The sequence below is a fragment of the Paraburkholderia phymatum genome (assembly GCF_038900715.1).
GTDB lineage: Bacteria > Pseudomonadota > Gammaproteobacteria > Burkholderiales > Burkholderiaceae > Paraburkholderia > Paraburkholderia phymatum_A.
Map to the genome: position 1 here is coordinate 496,424 of NZ_JAYMRZ010000001.1, position 20,319 is coordinate 516,742.

Here is a 20,319-nt window from a genome sequence, read left to right on the forward strand (position 1 = left end):
GAACGGGTAGCGGAAAGCGGAAGCCGATTCTACCCGAGCGCGCGCTGCCTGGCCGAACACGCCCGGCAGCGCGCGAGACGGCCCACGCCGCCCGCACCGCATCGGGCCGCCCGGATCGGACGTACAGACGCTACTCGCGCGCGTCCTGATCGCCGGCGTACAGATCTTTCTCGTCGCCTTTAAAGCCCCCCTTGTCGTCATTCGACGTATCGCGCAGACCGTGCGTGCCCATCAGCCTGTAAAGCGTCACGCGCGAAATCCCGAGGTCCGCCGCCGCCTCGTTCAGCCGATGCCGGTGCCGCAGCAGCGCTGCCTCTATCGCGCGCTTCTCGGCGGCTTCGCGTGCCTGCGCGAGGCTCGTCGTCTGCTGTTCGCTGAAGTGCGCGAGGTCGAGGTCTTCGGCGGAAATCAGCTTGTTCTCCGCCATCACGATCGCGCGGCGCACGCGGTTGATCAGCTCGCGCACGTTGCCGGGCCAGTGATAGTTGTACATCGCCTCGATCGCCGACGGCGTGAAGCCGCGAATCTTGCGCGCGTTATCGGTCTTGAACTTGCCGAGGATGTGATGCGCGAGCAGCTCGATGTCCTTGCCGCGCGCGCGCAGCGGCGGTTCGTCGACGCGCAGCACGCACAGCCGGTGGAACAGGTCCGAGCGGAACCGCCCTTCGCTCATCGCGTCTTCGAGATCGACGTGCGTCGCGGAGATGATGCGCACGTCGACGGGAATCGACTCATGGCCGCCCAGGCGCTCGATCTTGCCCTCCTGCAAAAAGCGCAGCAGGCTCGCCTGGCTTTCCAACGGCAGATCGCCGATTTCGTCGAGGAACAGCGTGCCGCCGTTCGCAGCCTCGACGCGGCCGATCTTGCGCTGGTTCGCGCCCGTAAACGCGCCGCGCTCGTAGCCGAACAGCTCCGATTGCAGCAGGTGATGCGGAATCGCGCCGCAGTTGATCGGGACGAACGGGAACTTGCGGCGCGGCGAGCGCTCGTGGATCGCGAGCGCCGTCAGCTCCTTGCCCGTGCCCGATTCGCCCGAGATGAACACGCTCGCATCGGTGTTCGCGACCTTGCGGATCGTGCGGAACAGTTGCTGCATCGCTTCGCAGGTGCCCACCATTTCGTCGTCGCTCGCGTTCGTCGTGTCGGGCGGCATGTCGGGGTCGCACAGATTGATCATGCCGTATGCGTGCCCGACCAGATAGTCGATGGTCGCGTTCGCGACGGGAATCTTCACGTAGTCGAAGCAGTAGTGGCGGATCAGCCGGCGCACGTCAGGATCGGCGAGCCGCTCGGCATTCGCCAGCGCGATCCAGCCGACCTGCTGCGCGCGCAGGCTCGGCTCGAGGCCGGGCAGCTCGCGCACCGCGAAGCTCGCCATGTCGGCGATGCCCACGCACACCGTCGCGGGCTTGATGAGCCGTCCGACCTCGTGTGCCGAGCGCGCGACGAGCACGTTCCAGCCGCGGCTTTTCAGATGCTCGACGAGCGCGTCGTCGGGCGCGCGCGCGACGTACAGCAGGATGCGCGCGGCGGCGCGCGTATCGACGGCCGTCGGAACCACATCGGGGGCGGCGGGTGTCGTGGACCCGTGCGACGCCGCCAGGCGCAGCCCTGCGCCGGCGGCTGCAGGAACGGGGCTCAGGTGAGAAGTTTCGCGCACGATCTGCCTCTTATCAGTGTCTCGTCAAAAGGTGTAGGGAAAGCGCACGCCGATCACGTAGTTCGGCGCGTCAGGCGTCATGCCGATCGACACAGAACCGTTGATCGTCAGATGCTTGTTCACCACATGGTTCAGTCCGAAATTCATCACGGCGGCCGTCGTTTCGCTGCCGGGCACTTTCACGTAATCGCCGCCCGGCGCCTTCGTCTTCGACGAGGGCTGCAGCGCGAGCGTGTACGAGATGCTGGCCGAGTCCTTGTCCGAGAATGCAAGCGCCACGCCCGCCCCGAGCTGGAAGATGTCGCCGAGCTTCACGGTCGCCGGCTGCGTCTGTCCGACGACCGATGAGATGTCCGCGAACGAGCGCGCGACGTTGTACGTGTAGGAGAGGCTGCCGAACAGCACGACGGGGTCATAGGTCTTGAGCACCGACATGCCCGCCGTGATGTTCCAGAAGCCCGTGCCCGTGGGCAGCTTCGACGGCGCGACGAGGTTCGTGTTGCCGGGGTCGAGCTGCACGACCTTGAGGCCGAACGGCGAGGTGCCCGTCGGCGCTTTCACGCGCAGGCTGCCGACGACGTCCGGGATGTTGTTGGTCTCCTTCAGGAACTGGTAGTAGATCCCGAAGTTGACGTCGCCGATCGCATTGGAATTGACGGACGCGTCGGACAGCGTGTTGGCCGCGCCCCCCGCGCCGCCGACGATGAACTGGCTGTGCCGGTACACATACGGCACGTCGACGTCGACGCTGATGCGGTCCGTCAGACCATAGCGCGTGTCGAGATCGGCCATGATCTGGTGCGACTTGGTCTGCCCCAGATTGATGTTGCCGAGGAAAATCGCGTCGAGCGCGAGGAAGCCCGACAGTTGCAACTGGCGGCGGTCGTAGTAGGTATCGCTGATACCCCAGTCCAGCGTCAGCTTGTGGTCGAAGAGGGGCGCGTGCTCGCGCTGCACGACGGCTTCCTCGGCCTGCGTGCGCACGGGCTCGGCGGCTTTCTGCGTCTGGCCGACGGCGCCTTCCGGCAAGCCGGGGCCGCTCGCCTGCGCGTTCGGGTTGCTCGAGCCCGGCGAGCCGCCCGCCGACGCGCCCTCCGGCGCAGGCGGATTGACGGGCACGCCCGTGGCGGTGCCCGTCGCGTTGCCCGGCGCGGGCGCGCCCGGCGTCACCTGCGCGAGCGGCGGCAGCGGCGCGGGCAAGCCGTCGGCGCCCGGCTGCTCGGCGACGGCTTCGCTGCCGGCGGGCGCGCCATAGCCTGGCGCGCCGCGGCCGCGCTGCGCCATTTCCAGATTCGTCACCTGCCGCTCGAGCGACTGGATCTGCCGCTGCTGCTCGTCGACCACGCGCATCAGCGTATTGAGCCGTTCTTCGATCGACTGGCTGTTGAGCGCCTGCGCGCCCGCTCCCTGCGAGAGTGCATACAGCATTGCTGCAGCAGGGATGGCCGCGAGTCGAGCCCGCGGCCTCCTGCCTGTTGTAGTCGTCGTCATTGTTGTTCCCCCGGTGAAACTGGCGGCGCTTGGCTGGTCCTTGTGCTTTGCGCCGCCGTATTTCGTCGCGACTTCTCCTCCTGGTGACATAACGCCGGCAGGTGGCGGCCTGCCTTCATCTCCTTGAACCGAGCGCGTTGTGCAGGGCTTGTAGGACGCCCGCCTGGCGCAGCATCGCGGACGACATCGGCGCCGTCTGCAACGAGAGCTGCAACTGGTTGGCGACTTGCTGGTTATTGCCTGCGATCTGCAGCAGTTGTGCGATTGCGCCCGCCTGTTGCGCGTTGCCGGGCACGATGGTTTGCGACGCGATGCCGGCGGGCGTCTGCAGCGCGACGGTCACGCCGCCGTTGCCGAACGCGATGCCCGCCTTGATGGTGCCCGCCGCGTTCGATGCCGATGCGCTCTGCGCATTCGCGCCGCCCGCCAGCAGTTGCGGATTGTTGTTGAAGTCGATCTGCGCCGTGTTGAAGCCGGCGTTGCGATCGCCCGCTACCTGCGTGACCTGCGATACGCCGTTGACGGAGATGCCTTGTCCGCCGCTCGCGTGGGCATGCGGGTTCGCGCCCGGATCGCCGTGGCCGTCGGTGACGCTCGCGCGCGTGTTGACGTTGGCCGTCAGCGCGTTCGCCGCATCGCGCGCGACGGAAAGACTGCCTTGCGCGAGTGCATTGGCGCCGTTCGGCAACTGCCATTGCGAAAGCACGTTCAATACGAAACCGGAGATCATCTGTCCGCCCGCGCCTTTTCCGGTCTGCTGGGCGAGCACATCATCCCCGACGCTTTGCCACTGGATGGCGGCCGGCGCCACGTCGCGGAACGTCGTCAGGTCCGAGGCGTAGGCGCTGGTCGCGAAGCCGCACGTCGTGGCAAGCAAAATCGCTAGACACGTGCGGCCGGGCTGGGAGAGGGAGTGCTTCATGGGTGCTCAGAACAGGTCTGCCTTGATCAAGCCGTATTCGACAAAAGGAGTCGCGGCCGTCCCGTTGGCGAGCGCGCGCTCGCGCAGGCGCAATGCCAGCGACTCGTTGTCCTGCAACAGCGGGGAATCCTCCCTGAACGGTTTCCCGACGACTGCGAACACGAGCCCATTCCATGTCTTCGCGAAGTCCTCTTCGAGCAGGATGCGATTGCCGAGGGCGGGGTCCGCGATGAAGATGCGACCGTCCTGCGCATGCTTGACGATCACGAAGTGCTCGTAGCCGTCGATGTTCATCAGAACCATGACGGGGATCTGGAGGTGATACAGCGCGTCCGTGTTGACCCTGAAGCCGCGCCCGCGCAGCCCGATCGTCTCGACGAATTTCTTCATGTCGAGCATCGAGAAGCCGTTCTTGACCACTACTTCCGGCGTGGAGAACACCATCATCCGGCGGATCAGCTCCGTCTCGGGGATGTCGATCCCGTAGCCGTACTTGAGAAGGGTCGCGAGCGCCGCCGCGCCGCAGCTGTAGTCGAACTGCTGGCTGACGATATGGCGGTAGCGGAGCTCCCTCATTGAATGCACCGTTTTGGTTAGCGGAACACCTGCGAGGGTAGACGTGTCGATGCTCGCCTGTGCGTGCCCTGTCGCACACATCGCGCAAGTTGCGAACGCAACGGCGGCATCGGCGAGTCGAAACGCCGGATACCGGTCGAACCGGGACATGCTGGTCTCCTGTCGACCCGGGTTAGCACTTCGGCTGTCGGCTGGCGTGAGTGCTTGAGCACTGACTCCCGTCCCATGCCGGGCACTTACCCGGGTCCCTTGCACAGCGGCCGGCCAGAGCCTGCATGTCGGCGGGATCGGAGCCTGGATGTCCGCTCCCGTCGCATGCGTGCGCTGGTCCCATGCAACATCGCTGCTGCCAGGTCGCGCCGGCGGCAGGTTAGGCCGCCGGCGCATCCCCTTATGGCTGCTTTTTTAATGGCTCGTGTTCATCGAAGCGATCGCGAGGCCGTTGTGCTGCACGTTGCCCGCGCCGCCCGCGATGTTCACGCCGATGTTGCCGGTTGCGTGGCTCAGCGCGCCCGCGCCGAGCATCGCCGTGCCTTCGAACGAACCGTGGAACGACACGCCCGCCGACTGCGACGATTCATCCGTGGCGACCATCGCCGCGCTGGCGTGGTTGCGCGAGACCGTCGACGTCGAAGCGGCCATGCTGTTGTTCTGCACGTTGCTGATGCCCGACGCGACGTTCACGCCGACGTTGCCCGATGCGTACTGCAGCGAGTTGTCGCCGACCGATGCGTTCACCTTGAAGTTGTTGATGTTCGCGCGGCCGCCCGAGCTCTGGTTGTTGAAGACCTGTGCGTTGCCGAACACATTGCCGGCATCGACGGAAGCGAGCGCGGCGTCGTTGCTCTGCGCGTTGTTCACGCCTTCCGCGATGTTCACGCCGATGTTGCCGCTGACGTTCTGCGCGGCGTTCGCGCCCGTCGTCGCCGTCAGATTGCCCGCCTTCTGCGTGTTGATGTGCTCCGTGACCGAGCCGTACACGTCGACATCCGTCGAGGACACCGTCGAGTGGAAGCCCCACTGCGCCGCTACGCTGTCATGGCTGCTGGACTTCTCGACTTCATAGCCGCTCGACTGCTCGCCATACGCGCGATAGCCGGAACCCTGATCGGCCTTGAAGCCCCACACCGCACCCTGGCCCGAGCCTTCCACGGCGCCGAACGCGCCGGACAGATGGTGGCTGTTGCTGTAGCTGGACTCGTTGTAGCCGGCGGAGAAGCCGCCTTGCACATGCGCTTCGCCGAAGCCGAAGTGCGGGGTGTTGAACGAAGCGTACTGATAGCTGCCGCCTGCATGGCCGCCTGCCGAAATATGGCCTCCGGCGTTCTGGCTGTCATGGCTGAAGCTGCCGTTGATCTCGGCCGCCTGCGCGCTGAACTCGAAGCCGCCGCCCTTGATCGAGCTGCTGTGGTCGCCGTACGCATAGTGCGACGACGCCTGATAGCCCTGCGCGGCATACGCCGACGACGAGTGCGACGTCGACAGCGAAGCATAGGTAGAGCCGCCGCCGTTGATCGACTTGTAGCTGTTGTCGATTCGCGTCGTCACGAAGCCGGATGTGTACGACTGCGCGTTCGGGCTCAGCGATGCGTTTGCGTATGCATGCTGCGTGTTGTTGACGACGGCGCCCGCCGTGCTGGAGACGCCGACGCAGCCGAACAGCGTGACGAATCCTTCGATGCCGACGGCTTCGCCCACCAGCGTCGCGTTGAAAATGAACGGGTTCTTCAGCGGGCTCGCGAAGGCGCTGGAGGACGCGGCTGCGAGGACGGCTGCTGCAATGAGAGTGCGCTTCATGTTTCGCTCCGATACTCGTTGTGGTCAGTTAGAAAAGAGTGCCCGCCGGGGGACGGAGCACAAAACTGTTTGCCGTGGCATTACCGGCGCCGGCCGTCTGGTTGATCTGCACGATTCCGTTGACGCTCTTGAAGGCGTCGTTGGAGATGCTGGTCTCGCGCACGGTCTGAACCCCGATCGCTTGACCCTGACCGCCGTTCTTCGCGGCCACCGCGGACAGCACGCCATCCGAGACAGCCTCGACCCCAGGCGCCGCAGTGCCGAGCTGCACACTGTTGCGCTGGAGATTCCCTGCGCCCGCAGACTGGTTCACCATCACCGCTCCGGACGTATTCGAAAATGCATTGCCTTCGATCGACGCGCGCGCGCTCGGCACGCGGGCCCGCGCGCCGGCGCTCTGGATGCTGGCGTTGTCGTTGCCGGCGGCGTCGCCGTTCGAGATCGTCAACTGGTTGATCTGCGCGTTGTTCAGCCCCGCCGCCTGGTTCACCGTGAGCGCGCCCGTCACGCCGACGCCTGCGCCCGTCGCGATGCCCGCATCGCCCGTCACGCGCGCTGTCTGTTGCGGCATTTGCTGTTGCATCTGTCCTGGCATCTGCTGCGCGCACGCGGCGTGCATTGCCACGAGCCCGGCGAGCGCAAAGGCCGCTTCGCAGGCGCGCGCCGCGATGCGCCGGAGCGGCAATGGCGAACGAAAGAGCGCGCTCATTTGTTGAGCCCTCCGAGCGCGCCGCCCAGCGCCGTCGATAGCGGCGCGAGCGCGCCCGTCACCGACGCCGAGATGCTGCCGCCGAGCCCAGGCGCTGGTTGCCCGATGCCGCCTGAGTTGAGTGCGACGTTGTTGTTCGTGGTGTTGCCCGTCAGGATGCGGGTGACGGCCTGCAGACCCGCGTTGCCGGCGACGTTCCTGTCGAGACCCGTCGAGCCGTGCGCGTTGGTCAGGTCGGCGTCGGAGGCGACTTGCGCCATCGTCGGGTTGAAGGTGTTGGCGGGGAACGTCGAGACACGCGAGGTCACGGGGTCCTGGTCCCTCGGCACCGGGTCATACGCGATGCGCGGCGTGATCTCCCTCTCGACGACGATATCGCCGGGATTCACGACCTGCGCGGCCGCGGCGCCCGCGAAGCCGGCGGCGGATGCGCCGACGAATGCGCCGACAACTGCCGCCAGGGTTGTCGCGCGTGTCGCGCGGCTGTACAGCGTCCCCAGTGAAGCGATCATTTTGCATGCCCTCGATACGGAGTCCGAAACACTTTGACTGCTCTTCGTTGCGCCTTCGGTGCTGCGGGTGCTGCCTGCTGCTTTTCCTACTTCCGCTGGTAGTTCGCTACGTTGCCTTGGGCGGCGCGCGCGGCATCGACGGGAATAGGCAACGGCGACGGCGGCGCGATCTCGTCCCACAGCGTCACGCTGTTGCCGCGTGTCAGCTGCGGCGTCGCCGCGACCATCACCATGCCCGCCGCGCCGCCGCGCTGGCGCGACAGCACCTGGTCGTCGAGCGCGACGTTGCTCGTCGGCGCGCCGTCGTCGGGCTCGTCGATGACCTGCGCGCGAGTCGACTCGTCATCCGTTGCCGCTTCCCGTGGCGTACCGGCATCGGCGGTGGCCGCAAACGTTTCATCCGCGGAATCAGGCGTCGGTTGCGCTGCCGTCGCGAGCGCCTCCGGCGTGACGGATTCCTGAGCGTTCACGCCTGCCGGGAGCGCGACAAGAGCGAGCGCGACGCACAGGGCGGCGCTGGCGGGCAGTCGCCGGATCGGGCTCGAGTCGATGCCGAAAACGAGTCGCATGATGTCTCTCCTTGGTGCGGGAGATTTAGCGAAACGTGTGCCATCCGTGCGAACCCATTGATGCGATTGGTCGCGCCAAAATCGATCCGGCGCGCGCTGCTGAAAATCGGCCGTAAACGTTTCAGGTCTGAAACCTGGCCAAAAAACACGCCGTTTTCAAATCGGTGCGTTAAATGCAACGCGAAGGGAGTACGTTGATAAAAAAGTATGGTGAATGCGCTTCCAGGCGAATTAATCGGGTCCTAATGAGAGTGCCTGGCACCCGCAAACCCTTGTCGCGAAAGGCCTGACGATTTAATTCGCATATTTGTTTTCGACGGCTCGCGCGTATAGTAAGCTCTCATCCACAGCATACGATTTTAAAAAGCCCACTACTGGGCCGTTTCAATACACGCGCCGTTTTTCGGGGATCAGCTGTCCGTACGGAATGGAATGGCCGTTCGGTTTTCGCTGTTTGCGAATCCCGTGCGAATAGGCGTGCCTGAAAAGCTCAATCCAGATCAGCACATGCCGTCATCCTTAACGTTCGTTGACGAGGATCTGAATAATGGAATCCGCCACACGGCAACTGATATACGTATCAAGAGATCCCAGCGCCGAGTTGAACACGCGTTTTCATGAGCGCGGCTGGAACGTCGAAGTCGTCGGTTCGGCGCGGGATGCGCGGCGCGCGGTGCGTTCGGGGATGGCGGCGGGCGGTCTGCTCGACCTGTCGAGCTGCTTCCAGCAGCATGAAATCGCCGCATTCGAGTCCTGCCTGACGATGCCGAACGTCGGCTGGGTCGCGACCACGATGGCCGGCCAGTTGCAGGACGCGGCCTTGCGCCGGCTCGTGCGCGACTACTGTTTCGATTATGTGACCGTACCTTACTCGGGCGACCGGATCGTCGATTCGGTCGGGCATGCATATGGGATGGTTTCGCTCGGCGAGCCGGCGTCGAATGACGCATCGCCCGGCGGTTCCGAGGGCGAGATGGTCGGTTCGTGCGACGCGATGCTCGCGCTCTTCCGCTCGATCCGCAAAGTCGCGATGACGGACGCGCCCGTTTTCATTTCCGGCGAATCGGGCACGGGCAAGGAGCTGACGGCCGTCGCGATCCACGAGCGTTCGGCGCGCCGCAACGCGCCGTTCATCCCGATCAACTGCGGCGCGATTCCGCCGCATCTGCTGCAGTCGGAGCTGTTCGGCTACGAGCGCGGCGCGTTCACGGGCGCGAATCAGCGCAAGATCGGCCGCGTGGAAGCGGCGAACGGCGGCACGCTGTTCCTCGACGAAATCGGCGATCTGCCGCTCGAAAGCCAGGCGAGCCTGCTGCGCTTCCTGCAGGAGCGCAAGGTCGAGCGGCTGGGCGGACACGGCGCGATCGAGGTCGACGTGCGGATCATCTCCGCGACCCACGTCGACATGAACACGGCGATGATCGAAGGGCGGTTCCGCTCGGACCTGTATCACCGCCTGTGCGTGCTGCAAATCGACGAGCCGCCGCTGCGCGCGCGCGGCAAGGACATCGAGCTGCTCGCGCGGCATATGCTGGAGCGTTTCAGGAAAGATGCGAGCCGCCGGCTGCGCGGCTTCGCGCCCGATGCGATCGCCGCGCTCCACAACTACAGCTGGCCGGGCAACGTGCGCGAGCTGATCAACCGCGTGCGGCGCGCGATCGTGATGTCGGAAGGCCGCGCGATCACGGCGCGCGATCTCGAACTCGCGGAATACGTCGAAATCGTTCCCGTCTCGCTCGCGCAGGCGCGCGAGGCAGCCGAAAGGCAGGCGATCGAGCTGGCGCTGCTGCGCCATCGCGGGCGACTCGGCGACGCGGCGCAGGAACTCGGCATTTCGCGCGTGACGCTGTACCGTTTGCTGTGCTCGCACGGCATGCGGCATATGGAAAGCGAGCCGCTCGCGCAGCACGCGGCGGAGTTGCCATCGACGATGCCGCATCTCTGACGCTTGCTTGCAACGAAACATTGGGAAGCCCGGCCGGTTGGCCGGGCTTCTTTGTTTTGGATCGGCCTTTTTCGTGTTCCCGCTTCGCGTTTGCGATGCCGGTTCTTTACGCCGCTTTCCGCGCGAGGCGAAGACCAAGCGGGCAACGCGCGTCGGGAGGGGAGCGGCGCGATCACCGTGCTTTTCGCGGCTTGCTAGAATCGGGGTTTCCCAAAAACCTCCGGTGCGCCAGGCGCACGGCCGAAGGAATCCGCATGAAACAATACCTCGACCTCGTCCGCACGATCCTCGATACCGGCAGCTGGCAGGAAAACCGCACCGGCGTCCGCACGATCAGCATGCCGGGGGCGATGTTGCGCTTCGATCTGCAGCAGGGTTTCCCGGCCGTGACGACGAAAAAGCTCGCTTTCAAGTCGGCGATCGGCGAGCTGATCGGCTTTTTGCGCGCGTCGCGCAGCGCGGCCGATTTTCGCGCGCTCGGCTGCAAGGTCTGGGACGGCAACGCGAACGAAAACGCGCAGTGGCTCGCGAATCCTTACCGCCAGGGCACCGACGATCTGGGCGATGTCTACGGCGTCCAATGGCGCCAGTGGCCCGCCTACAAAGTGCTCGATACGACGGCGAGCGCCAGGCTCGAAGACGCGGCATCGCGCGGCTATGCGCCTGTCACCGAGTTCGAGGAGGGCGGCGTGCGCAAGGTGCTGCTGTACAAGGCGATCGACCAGCTCCGCCAGTGCCTCGACACGATCATCAAGAACCCGTCCGACCGGCGGATTTTGTTTCATGCCTGGAATCCGGCCGTGCTCGAGGAAATCGCGCTGCCGGCGTGCCATCTGCTGTATCAGTTTCTGCCGAATGTGTCGAAGCGCGAGATTTCGCTGTGCCTGTATATCCGCAGCAACGACGTCGGGCTCGGCACGCCGTTCAACCTGACGGAAGGGGCGGCGCTGCTGCATCTCGTCGGCCGGCTGACGGGTTATACGCCGCGCTGGTTCACGTATTTCATCGGCGACGCGCACATCTACGAGAACCAGCTCGACATGCTGCAACAGCAGTTGACGCGCGAGCCCTACGAAAGCCCGACGCTCGCGATTGCCGATCGCGTGCCCGACTTCGCGAAGACGGGCGTCTACGAGCCCGAGTGGCTGGAGAAGATCGAGCCCGCCGATTTCTCGCTGGTCGGCTATCGGCATCACGAGCCGCTGACGGCGCCGATGGCGATCTGACGTGCAGCCGGTTTTCCGGCGCAGCGTGCCCCTGACGTGAAAACGCCCACCGCGATTGCGGCGGGCGTTTCCGTTTGTGGCGTGGCGTGGCGTGCTCGCTGGTGCTGTTGGTAGTGCTGGCACTGCCGGGACTCAGCCGCGATGATGCTCTTCGTGGCCTCCGCCGCCCGTCGCACGCTGTTCCTGATGCGGCTGCGGCTGGGGTTGAGGCTGCGGATGCGGCTGCTGCGCCTGCTGCGGTGGGTGGAATTCCGGACGCGGCTGTTGTTGCGGCTGCGGTTGCGGATGAAATTCCGGACGCGGCTGCGGCTGCGGATGGAACTCCTGACGTGCCTGTTGTTGCGGCTGCGGCTGCGGATGAAATTCCGGTCGCGGCTGAGGCTGCGGATGGAACTCCTGACGTGCCTGTTGTTGCGGCTGCGGTTGCGGGTGAAATTCCGGTCGCGGCTGCGGCTGCGGATGGAACTCCTGATGTGCCTGCTGCTGCTGCCGCTGCGGATGAAATGCCTCGCGTCCCTGCTGCTGTGCCTGTTGCATCGGAGCCGGCGCCGGCTGCGCGCGCATCTCCTGCCCATGTTGCGGCGGCTGACCCGGCGCGGCGCCAGCGAAACCATTCGCCGGCCGTTCGCGTTGCTGTAACGCCTGACCGTTCTGCTGCATCGCCGGACCCTGCGGCTGCGCTGCACCGAACTGCGGGTTGCCGCGTTGCTGGGCCATCGGTGCATGATGCTGCGTCCACGCGGGCTCACGCTGCTGGGCGGGAGCCATATCCTGACGCTGCGCACCGCCCGGCTGACCTGGTTGCTGCGGCATGCCGTTCATCGGACGACCGCCAGCGAATTGCGGAGGACGCGGCACGCCTTTTCCCGGCTGTCCTAACTGTCCAGACTGTCCGGGCCGTTCGGCTCGCTGCCCGGCCATCGGCCCCGGCGCAAAGCCTTGCCCCGGTTGACCCGGAGCGCCGTGCTGCTGCGCGTTCATCGGCGGCTCGCCTCGCGGCCGCTGGCCGGCCGGCGCACCCGCGACCGGCGCGCCCGGCATGGCGCCGGGCATCTGTCCCGGCACGTGCGAGCGCACTACTCGCACGTTCGCGACGGGTCCGTTGCCATTGAGCGTCTGTCCGCCGAAGTGCGCGGGCACCGAAGTCCGCACCATCGGCTCGCCCGCGCCCGGCACGCGCCCGTGCCCGCCTTGGGCGAAGTTCTGCGCGAGCCTGTCGTGGAACGCCGCGGGCACGCCCGGATTGCGCGTGCCGACGACGGGCCGCGCCATCACATTCGCCGGCGGCCGGTAGGCGGCGTTGCGCATCCCCGGTCCGAAGCTCTGCCTGACGGGCGCGAGATTCGGCGCGCCCGCGTTGAAGCGCGCATTGCGCCACTGCGCGGGGTCGACGCGCTGTCCGAAATGGTTCGTCGGCTGTCCGTGGACGAATGCCGTTGCGGGCATTCCCGTGATGGCGTGCGGCGCACGGTAGTTGATGTACGTGTTGCGGACGTTGTTATGGATGTCGACGCGGTTGTTGACGACGACCGTGTTGTTCACGCGCTCGTAATAGCGCGGGCTCCAGTCGTGATCGCGGCCCCAGTGCGGATGCCACGGCTCGCCTGGGCCGAGCGCGAACCACGCGACCCCCGCCGCCGCGACGCCGCCGATCGCCAGATTCACGCCCCAGTCGTTGCCGCCGCCATCGCCAACGAATGCAACGAGAGCGGGCGCATACGCGGGCGGCTCGCTGACGACGACGGGCTCCGGCACCCACGCCCACGCATCGTCGACATAGGCCCAGCGGCCGTAGTGGTAAGGCGCGAAGCCCCACGGCGCGTCGTCGACCCACGTCCAGCCCCACGGCGCCTGCCAGACCCAATGGCCGTCGCGATAAGGCGCCCATCCCGCGGGCTCCTGATTCGGCGTCCACACTTCGCCGTATTGCGGCGTGCTGCGCCACGTGCCGTTCGCGTCGAGGTCCTGATAGCCGGGCATTTCGCGCGATACATAGCGCGCCGACACCGAGCGGTCCTCGGCGGCGTCGCGGCTGGCCGTCCACTGGTCGAACGGGTCGGCTCCGGGCGCGCCGTTATCGGCCGTCTGCTGCAGGCTGGTGCCCGCGAAGCTGATCTGCTGTCCGGCCGCGACGGGCACCTGGCCGTTGTCGCCGTAGACGGTCGCGCTGCCTCTGCGCACCGTGACCGTCGTGCTGCTGCCGTCCGGTGCGACGTCGACGCGGTAGTCGCCGGGCCCGTTGACGCCCAGCGCGAGATTCGGCGTGTCGATCTCATACGACGAGCCGGGCGCGATCGCGCGCACATGTGTCGACAGCGTGCCTTGCGCGACCTTCAGTTGCGTGCTGTTGTCGTCGAGATTGAGGATGTCGAGGCTGGTCTGCTGGCCCATGCGCACGGCCGTCGAGCCGATATGCAGCTCCGAGCGCGCGTTTTTGTCGTTCCACAACTGGTCGCCCGTCGTGAGCGGCCGGTTGACCTGCGCATACGACCAGTCGGACGCGCCAGCAGGCTCCGTCGTGACTGTGCCCGCCATGTAGTTCAGCCGCGCGACGCGTCCGGGCGGGTCGCTATCGGGCGTCGATTGCGGTGCCGCTTGAGGTGCCGACTGCGGCGCGTACTGCGGCGCATACTGCGGCGCGGATTGCGCGACGTTCGCCGGCGGCGGCGCTTCCTGCGCCCAGGCTGTCTGCATGGCGAGCGTCGTCAACGCGCCCGCGACGGCGAACGCGACGAGAGACGGCCGGTGCATCGCATTGCGGGGCGAACGGTCGGCGCTTCCGGAATTCCGGTCGGGTGTGGTGAGTGTTTTCATGGTTGTCGCTCCATCGGGCGACGCGCGGCGCGGCACCCTGCGAAATCACTCTACCCGTGGCACCTGTTTCAAGGCGGTCTCATTTGTAAGCCACTTCGGCGGCGCTGTAACAAAAGTTGTCCCGTCAAGCGGCTTGTCAGACGAATCGCTCGTCAATGTGCCAGGAATGCGTCGAAATGACGATGGCCGGCGGGCGTCACGCGCAGGATTCGCGGCCGCTCGGTGCGCTCGACCCAGCGTTTCGACGACCACGACTCGAGCAGCGCCGCGCCCAGCGCGCCGCCCAGATGCGGCCGGCGCTCGCTCCAGTCAGGGCACGTGCACGCGAAACGCCGGCGGCGCGTGCGCTGCCCCGTGACGTCGATGCCCCAGTCGGCGAGGAGCGCCGCGCCTTCGGGCGTCGCGTCGAGCGAATCGCCGTGGACGGTCAGCAGGTCGCCGCCCACGAGCCGTTCGTAGACACGCACGGCCAGTTCGCCTGCCATATGGTCGTAGCAGGTGCGCGCGTAGCGCATGTCGACGGGCACCGTGCGCGCCGGGCGCGGCACGGGGCGCTGAGGCGCCGTGGCTTCGGCGACGTTGGCGAGCGCTTCGATCGTGGCGGCGATCTCCGCCGACGCAATACGGAAATAGCGATGCCGCCCGCGCACTTCGAGCGCGAGCAGTCCGCCGTCGGTCAGCCTGGCGAGATGCGCACTCGCCGCCGATGGCGAAAGCCCTGCGATCAGCGTCAGCTCGCCTGCGGGACGTGCGGTGCCGTCCATCAGCGCCCACAGCATCGCGGCGCGGCCCGGATCGGCGAGCAACGCGCCGATGCGGCTCAGGCCCGGAAAGTGATTCGGTTCGGAAGGAAGCAATGCAGCCATATGGATCTCCTGTCGACCAGAGTTAGTGCTTTAGCACTTACCCTGGTCCCAAGCAGAGCAGTCGAAAAGAGTTAGCGCTTTAGCTGTCGGCTGGAGTTGGCGCTTTAGCACTTACTCCAGCCCCATGCAGGGCACTTACCCTGGTTCCATGCAGAGCAGTCGACCCCGAGATGTCGTTAGCGCTTACCCGGGTCCCATGCAAACCAGTCGTAGCCAACCGGCTCATGGCTTTCACTCTACCCGCGATGCGCATTCGATGTTTCAGCATGTCGTGAACTGTCGCGTGCGCCGCAGCGCCCCGCCGATCTGCGGGCGCAAACGCCGCCAGGCTAGAATCGGAGCGCTTTCTCCAGTTTTCGAGCGAACGGCGCAGTCATGAAAATCCTCTTCTCCGTGGTCGCGGCCGTCATCCTGTGCAGCGCTTGTGCGCAGGGCGGGGCGGGCCCGTCGTCGGCCGGATCGGGCAGCATCACGATGTACGGCACGATCGACGAAGGCATCACCGTCCGCAAGTGACGCATCCGCCGGCGCGGTCGCTACGGACGCGCCGCTGAGTTCGTGCACGGCATGGCAGAAATTGATGCATCATTGACCATTCTGCCAAGGCGACCGATGTGACGATGTGCGCATCGTCACCCCGCCACGAGGCCACCGATGCCGTCACCTTCTACCGCTTCCGATATTTCCAGCCGCGCGACGGGCCGCGCCGATCCGCATGGCCGCCGCGCCGCACGTGTGCTGGCTGTCTGCCAGGCGCTGTACACGTCGTCGGTGTCGATCGATCTGACGCTGACGGGGCTCGTCGGCTACACGCTTGCCGACGACAAATCGCTCGCCACGCTGCCGTTCTCGCTGATTACCGTCGCCGCCGCGCTCACCACCATATGCGCGTCGTTCCTGATGGCGCGCGTTGGACGGCGCGCGGGCTTCATGCTCGGCGCGGGCGTCGGCGCAGCGGGCGGCGCGATCTCCGTGTACGCAATCTTTCACCACAGCTTCTGGGCGTTTTGCGTGGGAACGGCCACCGTCGGCGTGTTTCAGGCCTTCGCGCAGTACTACCGGCTCGCCGCCGCAGACGCCGTTTCCGCCGACACCAAGAGCCGCGCGATCTCGACCGTGCTGACGGGCGGCGTCGTCGCGGCCGTGCTGGGTCCGGCTCTGGCCGCGTGGAGCAAGGACTGGCTCGCGCCCGTCGCATTTGCCGGCTCGTATGCGCTCGTGACGGTGCTCGCGCTGCTGTCGATGGCGCTCGTCGCCGCGCTGTATCGCGATGCCGCGCCGCACGCGGACGTCGCGGCGCAGCGGGAGCCCGCGCGGCCCTGGCGCGCGATCGTCCGGCAGCCGATCTTCGTGGCCGCGCTCGCGAACAACGCGCTCGGCTACGCGGTGATGATGTTCGTGATGACGGCGACGCCGATCGCCGCCGTCGCGTGCGGACACTCGATCGGCGATGGCGCGCAGATCATCCAGTGGCACCTGGTCGGCATGTTTGCGCCGTCGTTCTTCTCGGCGCGTCTGATCGCGCGCTTCGGCGTGCTGCGCGTGATCGGCGCGGGCATCGTGCTGTCGGCGCTGTGCGGCGTGCTCGCGCTGCGCTCGACCGACCTGCCGCATTTCTACGCGGCGCTCGCGTGCCTGGGCGTCGGCTGGAACCTGATGTTCGTCGGCGGCACGACGCTGCTCGCGCAATCGTACCGGCCGTCCGAGCGCGCGAAGACCCAGGCGACGAGCGAGTTCACCACCTTTGCGTTCTCGGCGCTCGGCTCGCTGTGCGCGGGGCAGATGCTCGCGCATTTCGGCTGGACGGCCATCAACGCAGCGATTTTTCCGTTCCTCGCGCTCGCCGCGCTGGCGACGCTGGCCTTCGCGTGGTCGCGAAGACGTTCGCCGCTGCCGGCGTCGGGCATGTGAACGGATTGTGCCGATATCGACGATAGAGGACTCACGATGAGCGACGCTTCCAACGCCACCGATCACGAAGAAATCCGCGCCCCGGAACACGACGCGCCCGCGCCGCAAGTTCGCCATATCGTGTTCGCCGTTGCGCCCGAACTCGTGCTGCTCGACGCATGCGGCCCGCTCGAAGCGTTCCATCGCGCCGAGCTGACGGTGCGCGACGCGCGGCGCGTGTCGTCTGGGGTGTCGTCCGGATCGCGCGAGCGCGTCGCGTATCGCACGACGGTCGCATCGATCGACGGCGGCGAACTCGACACGTTTCCCGGCTTGCCCGTCGTCACGCAGCGACTCGACGCGCTCGACGGCGAGCCGATCGACACGCTGATCATCCCCGGCATTCCCGTCGACGACGGCCGCGCGTTGCAGCCGGCGCTGATCGACTGGATCGCGCGGCGCGCGCCGCAAGTGAGGCGCGTGTGCTCGGTGTGCACGGGCGCGTTCTATCTGGCAGCGGCGGGCGTGCTCGACGGACGCCGCGCGACGACGCACTGGCGCGACGCCGTTCGCCTCGCCGAGCGCTTTCCGCGCGTGCGCGTCGACGCCGAGCCGATCTTCATCCGCGAGCCGTTGCCGGGCGGCGGCGGCCGGGCCGTGTGGACGTCGGCGGGCGTGACGTCGGGCATCGATCTCGCGCTGGCGCTGATTCAGGAGGACTACGGGCACCCCGTCGCGATGCAGGTCGCGCGGCGGCTCGTCGTGTTCGTCAAGCGCCCGGGCGGGCAGTCGCAGTACAGCGCGGCGCTGGCGGCGCAGGCGTCGGCGGGCGGCGCGTTCGACGGCTTGCACGGCTGGATCGCGTCGAACCTGAACGGCGACCTGTCCGTCGAGCGGCTCGCGGAAGAGGCGCGCATGAGTCCGCGCACCTTCGCGCGCCGCTATGTCGACGAAGTGGGCCGCACGCCCGCGAAGACCGTTTCGGCGTTGCGGCTCGAGGCGGCATCGCGCGCGCTTGCCGAGTCGCGCCGGCCGTTGAAGCGGATCGCGCTGGATTGCGGCTTCGGCAGCGAGCAGAACTTGCGGCGCGCGTTCATGCGCGGCTTCGGCGTGCTGCCGCTCGATTACCGCGAGCGTTTCTCGTCGGCGCTGCGCTGAGTAGCGGCGGCACGGCCGCCACACTTGCGGGCGATGCAAAGCAATGTTGCTTCCGCCCACGCCATACGCGGCGCCCGATAGCGCAGCGGCCGCCTTATTGCCCTCGTATAATCGGCTCCTTTCGATAGTTTGTTTGACCGGAGTCAAGATGAGCACGCCTTCCGCAGCGCCGCTGGATCGTTCAGAAACCACGTTCCGATTCCTCGCCGAACCGACGTCGGTCAACTTCGGCGGCAAGGTGCACGGCGGCGCGCTGATGAAATGGATCGACGAAACCGCGTATGCATGCGCGGCCGTCTGGTCGGGCCGCTATTGCGTGACGGTCAGCGTCGGCAATATCCGTTTTCGCCGGCCGATTCACGTCGGCAATCTGGTCGAACTGCGCGCTCGCGTCGTCGCGACGGGGCGCACCAGCATGCACATCCACGTGTCGGTGCACGCGGGCGATCCGAAGGGCGGCGAACTGCTGCAAACCACCGATTGCCTCGTCGTGATGGTCGCCGTCAACGAGAACGGAACCCCTGTGCCCGTGCCGTCATTCGTGCCGCAAACCGACGAGCAGAAGCGTCTCGCGAAGTACGCGATGGATGTGAAGGCCGCGCTCGATGCAATCGTCGATCTGAAGCCCGAGGAAGTCGCGCAGGGCAAGGTCTGACGCGCGGCATCGCCGGATGCTCTCTTCGCGTTCGCGAAGAGAGCATCGCATGGCTTGCAGTAAAGGGCGGAAGAAGGGGGCTTTAACGAAGGGCTTTAAGGAAGGGCTCTAACGCTTCGTGCCGCCGACCATATCGTGCGGCCGCACCCATTCGTCGAACTGCTGCTCCGTCAGATGACCGAGCGCGAGCGCGGCGGCCTTCAGCGTGGTGCCTTCCTTGTGCGCTTTCTTCGCGATCTGCGCGGCCTTGTCGTAGCCGATATGCGGATTGAGCGCCGTCACGAGCATCAGCGATTCGTTGAGCAACTGGTCGATGCGCTCGCGATTCGGCTCGATGCCCACCGCGCAGTTGTCGTTGAAGCTGTGCATGCCGTCGGCGAGCAGGCGGACCGACTGCAGCACGTTGTGCGCGATCATCGGCCGGAACACGTTCAGTTCGAAGTTGCCGCTCGCGCCGCCCATGTTGACGGCCACGTCGTTGCCGAACACCTGACAGCACAGCATCGTCACCGCTTCGGATTGAGTCGGGTTCACCTTGCCCGGCATGATCGAGCTGCCCGGCTCGTTTTCGGGAATCGACAGTTCGCCGAGGCCGCAGCGCGGGCCGCTTGCGAGCCAGCGAATGTCGTTCGCGATCTTCATCATGCTCGCGGCGAGTGTCTTCAGCGCGCCGTGCGCGAACACGAGCGCATCGGCGGCTGCCATCACCTCGAACTTGTTTGGCGCGGAGACGAACGGCAGGCCCGTCAGTTTGCCGATCGCCGCCGCGACCTGGTCCGCGAACTGCGGATGCGCGTTCAACCCGGTGCCGACGGCCGTGCCGCCCTGCGCGAGTTCGTACAGATGCGGCAACGCTGATTCGATGTGCTTCGCGCACTGGTCGAGCTGCGCGACATAGCCTGAGAATTCCTGGCCGAGCGTGAGCGGCGTCGCGTCCTGCAAATGCGTGCGGCCGATCTTCACGATGTCGGCGAAGGCTTTCGCCTTGTTGTCGAGCGTATCGCGCAGGATCTTCAGCGCGGGCAGCAGATGTTTCGCGATGCCGACAGCGGCCGCCACGTGCATCGCAGTCGGAAACACGTCGTTCGACGATTGTCCGCGATTCACGTCGTCGTTCGGATGCACGAGACGCGCTTCGCCGCGCTCGCCGCCCATCAGCTCGCTCGCGCGGTTCGCGATCACCTCGTTGAGGTTCATGTTGCTCTGCGTGCCGGAGCCCGTTTGCCAGACGGCGAGCGGAAATTCGTCGGCGTGGCGACCTTCGATGATCTCGTCGGCGGCGGCCATGATCGCCTTCGCCTTGGTCGCATCGAGCACGCCGAGGCCCAGGTTCACTTCGGCGGCGGCGCGCTTGATGATCGCGAGCGCCGTAATCAGCTCGGGCGACTGCTTCTCCGTCGAGATCTTGAAGTTCTGCAGCGAGCGCTGCGTTTGCGCGCCCCACAGCTTCGCGCCCGGCACGGCGATTTCGCCGAACGTATCGCGTTCCATGCGTACATCTTCGGTCATGTTGTACTCCGCTTGGTGAT

General features: G+C 66.4%; 17 protein-coding genes. 6 read left to right on the top strand and 11 right to left on the bottom strand.

Going from position 1 to position 20,319, the window contains the following annotated elements; all coding sequences use genetic code 11:
- Positions 1–130: 130 nt before the first annotated feature.
- The 8 genes from VSR68_RS02250 to VSR68_RS02285 form a co-directional block, all read right to left on the bottom strand.
- Positions 131–1,660: a sigma-54 dependent transcriptional regulator gene (locus VSR68_RS02250; protein ID WP_342938231.1), complete on the bottom strand. Its 1,530-nt coding sequence runs from the start codon at positions 1,658–1,660 to the stop codon at positions 131–133.
- A gap of 24 nt (positions 1,661–1,684) precedes the next feature.
- Positions 1,685–3,151, bottom strand: coding sequence for a hypothetical protein (locus VSR68_RS02255; protein WP_342938232.1), 1,467 nt, complete (start codon positions 3,149–3,151; stop codon positions 1,685–1,687).
- A 115-nt stretch (positions 3,152–3,266) separates the two neighbouring features.
- Positions 3,267–4,073 carry a peptidase C39 gene (locus tag VSR68_RS02260; RefSeq protein WP_342938233.1) on the bottom strand — a complete coding sequence of 269 codons (807 nt, stop codon included), beginning with the start codon at positions 4,071–4,073 and terminating at the stop codon, positions 3,267–3,269.
- A gap of 6 nt (positions 4,074–4,079) precedes the next feature.
- Positions 4,080–4,799, bottom strand: coding sequence for a C39 family peptidase (locus VSR68_RS02265; RefSeq protein WP_342938234.1), 720 nt, complete (start codon positions 4,797–4,799; stop codon positions 4,080–4,082).
- A gap of 255 nt (positions 4,800–5,054) precedes the next feature.
- A complete protein-coding gene (locus VSR68_RS02270) occupies positions 5,055–6,446 on the bottom strand; it encodes a hypothetical protein (RefSeq protein ID WP_342938235.1) in 1,392 nt (463 codons plus the stop codon).
- 28 nt (positions 6,447–6,474) lie between these two features.
- Positions 6,475–7,155, bottom strand: coding sequence for a hypothetical protein (locus tag VSR68_RS02275; protein ID WP_428983439.1), 681 nt, complete (start codon positions 7,153–7,155; stop codon positions 6,475–6,477).
- Complete coding sequence (locus tag VSR68_RS02280; protein ID WP_342938236.1) at positions 7,152–7,667, bottom strand: hypothetical protein; 516 nt, start codon at positions 7,665–7,667, stop codon at positions 7,152–7,154. The genes VSR68_RS02275 and VSR68_RS02280 overlap by 4 nt, the downstream gene beginning before the upstream one ends.
- Before the next feature lie 86 nt (positions 7,668–7,753).
- On the bottom strand, positions 7,754–8,236 hold the full coding sequence (locus VSR68_RS02285; protein WP_342938237.1) for a hypothetical protein: 483 nt from the start codon (positions 8,234–8,236) through the stop codon (positions 7,754–7,756).
- Between the two features lie 547 nt (positions 8,237–8,783).
- Between VSR68_RS02285 and VSR68_RS02290 the strand changes: the two genes are divergently transcribed.
- Positions 8,784–10,181: a sigma-54 dependent transcriptional regulator gene (locus tag VSR68_RS02290; RefSeq protein ID WP_342938238.1), complete on the top strand. Its 1,398-nt coding sequence runs from the start codon at positions 8,784–8,786 to the stop codon at positions 10,179–10,181.
- A 254-nt stretch (positions 10,182–10,435) separates the two neighbouring features.
- On the top strand, positions 10,436–11,407 hold the full coding sequence (locus tag VSR68_RS02295) for a thymidylate synthase (RefSeq protein WP_342938239.1): 972 nt from the start codon (positions 10,436–10,438) through the stop codon (positions 11,405–11,407).
- A 132-nt stretch (positions 11,408–11,539) separates the two neighbouring features.
- Here the strand turns inward: VSR68_RS02295 and VSR68_RS02300 are convergent, their stop codons facing one another.
- A complete protein-coding gene (locus VSR68_RS02300; RefSeq protein ID WP_342938240.1) occupies positions 11,540–14,221 on the bottom strand; it encodes a DUF6600 domain-containing protein in 2,682 nt (893 codons plus the stop codon).
- Positions 14,222–14,373: 152 nt separating this feature from the next.
- The gene (locus VSR68_RS02305; RefSeq protein WP_342938241.1) at positions 14,374–15,087 is read right to left on the bottom strand and encodes a helix-turn-helix transcriptional regulator; all 714 of its coding nucleotides are present in this window, start codon (positions 15,085–15,087) and stop codon (positions 14,374–14,376) included.
- A 375-nt stretch (positions 15,088–15,462) separates the two neighbouring features.
- On the opposite strand from VSR68_RS02305, the gene VSR68_RS02310 reads away from it, so the two are divergent.
- The 4 genes from VSR68_RS02310 (at position 15,463) to VSR68_RS02325 (ending at position 18,790) form a co-directional block, all read left to right on the top strand.
- Positions 15,463–15,603, top strand: coding sequence for a hypothetical protein (locus tag VSR68_RS02310; RefSeq protein WP_342938242.1), 141 nt, complete (start codon positions 15,463–15,465; stop codon positions 15,601–15,603).
- 138 nt (positions 15,604–15,741) lie between these two features.
- The gene (locus VSR68_RS02315) at positions 15,742–16,998 is read left to right on the top strand and encodes an MFS transporter (protein WP_342938243.1); all 1,257 of its coding nucleotides are present in this window, start codon (positions 15,742–15,744) and stop codon (positions 16,996–16,998) included.
- A 36-nt stretch (positions 16,999–17,034) separates the two neighbouring features.
- Complete coding sequence (locus tag VSR68_RS02320; protein ID WP_342938244.1) at positions 17,035–18,135, top strand: GlxA family transcriptional regulator; 1,101 nt, start codon at positions 17,035–17,037, stop codon at positions 18,133–18,135.
- Between the two features lie 148 nt (positions 18,136–18,283).
- Positions 18,284–18,790, top strand: a complete 507-nt coding sequence (locus VSR68_RS02325) for an acyl-CoA thioesterase (protein WP_342938245.1) — start codon at positions 18,284–18,286, stop codon at positions 18,788–18,790.
- 108 nt (positions 18,791–18,898) lie between these two features.
- Here VSR68_RS02325 and fumC read toward each other — a convergent pair whose 3' ends face one another.
- Complete coding sequence (gene fumC, locus VSR68_RS02330; protein ID WP_342938246.1) at positions 18,899–20,299, bottom strand: class II fumarate hydratase; 1,401 nt, start codon at positions 20,297–20,299, stop codon at positions 18,899–18,901.
- Positions 20,300–20,319: the final 20 nt, after the last annotated feature.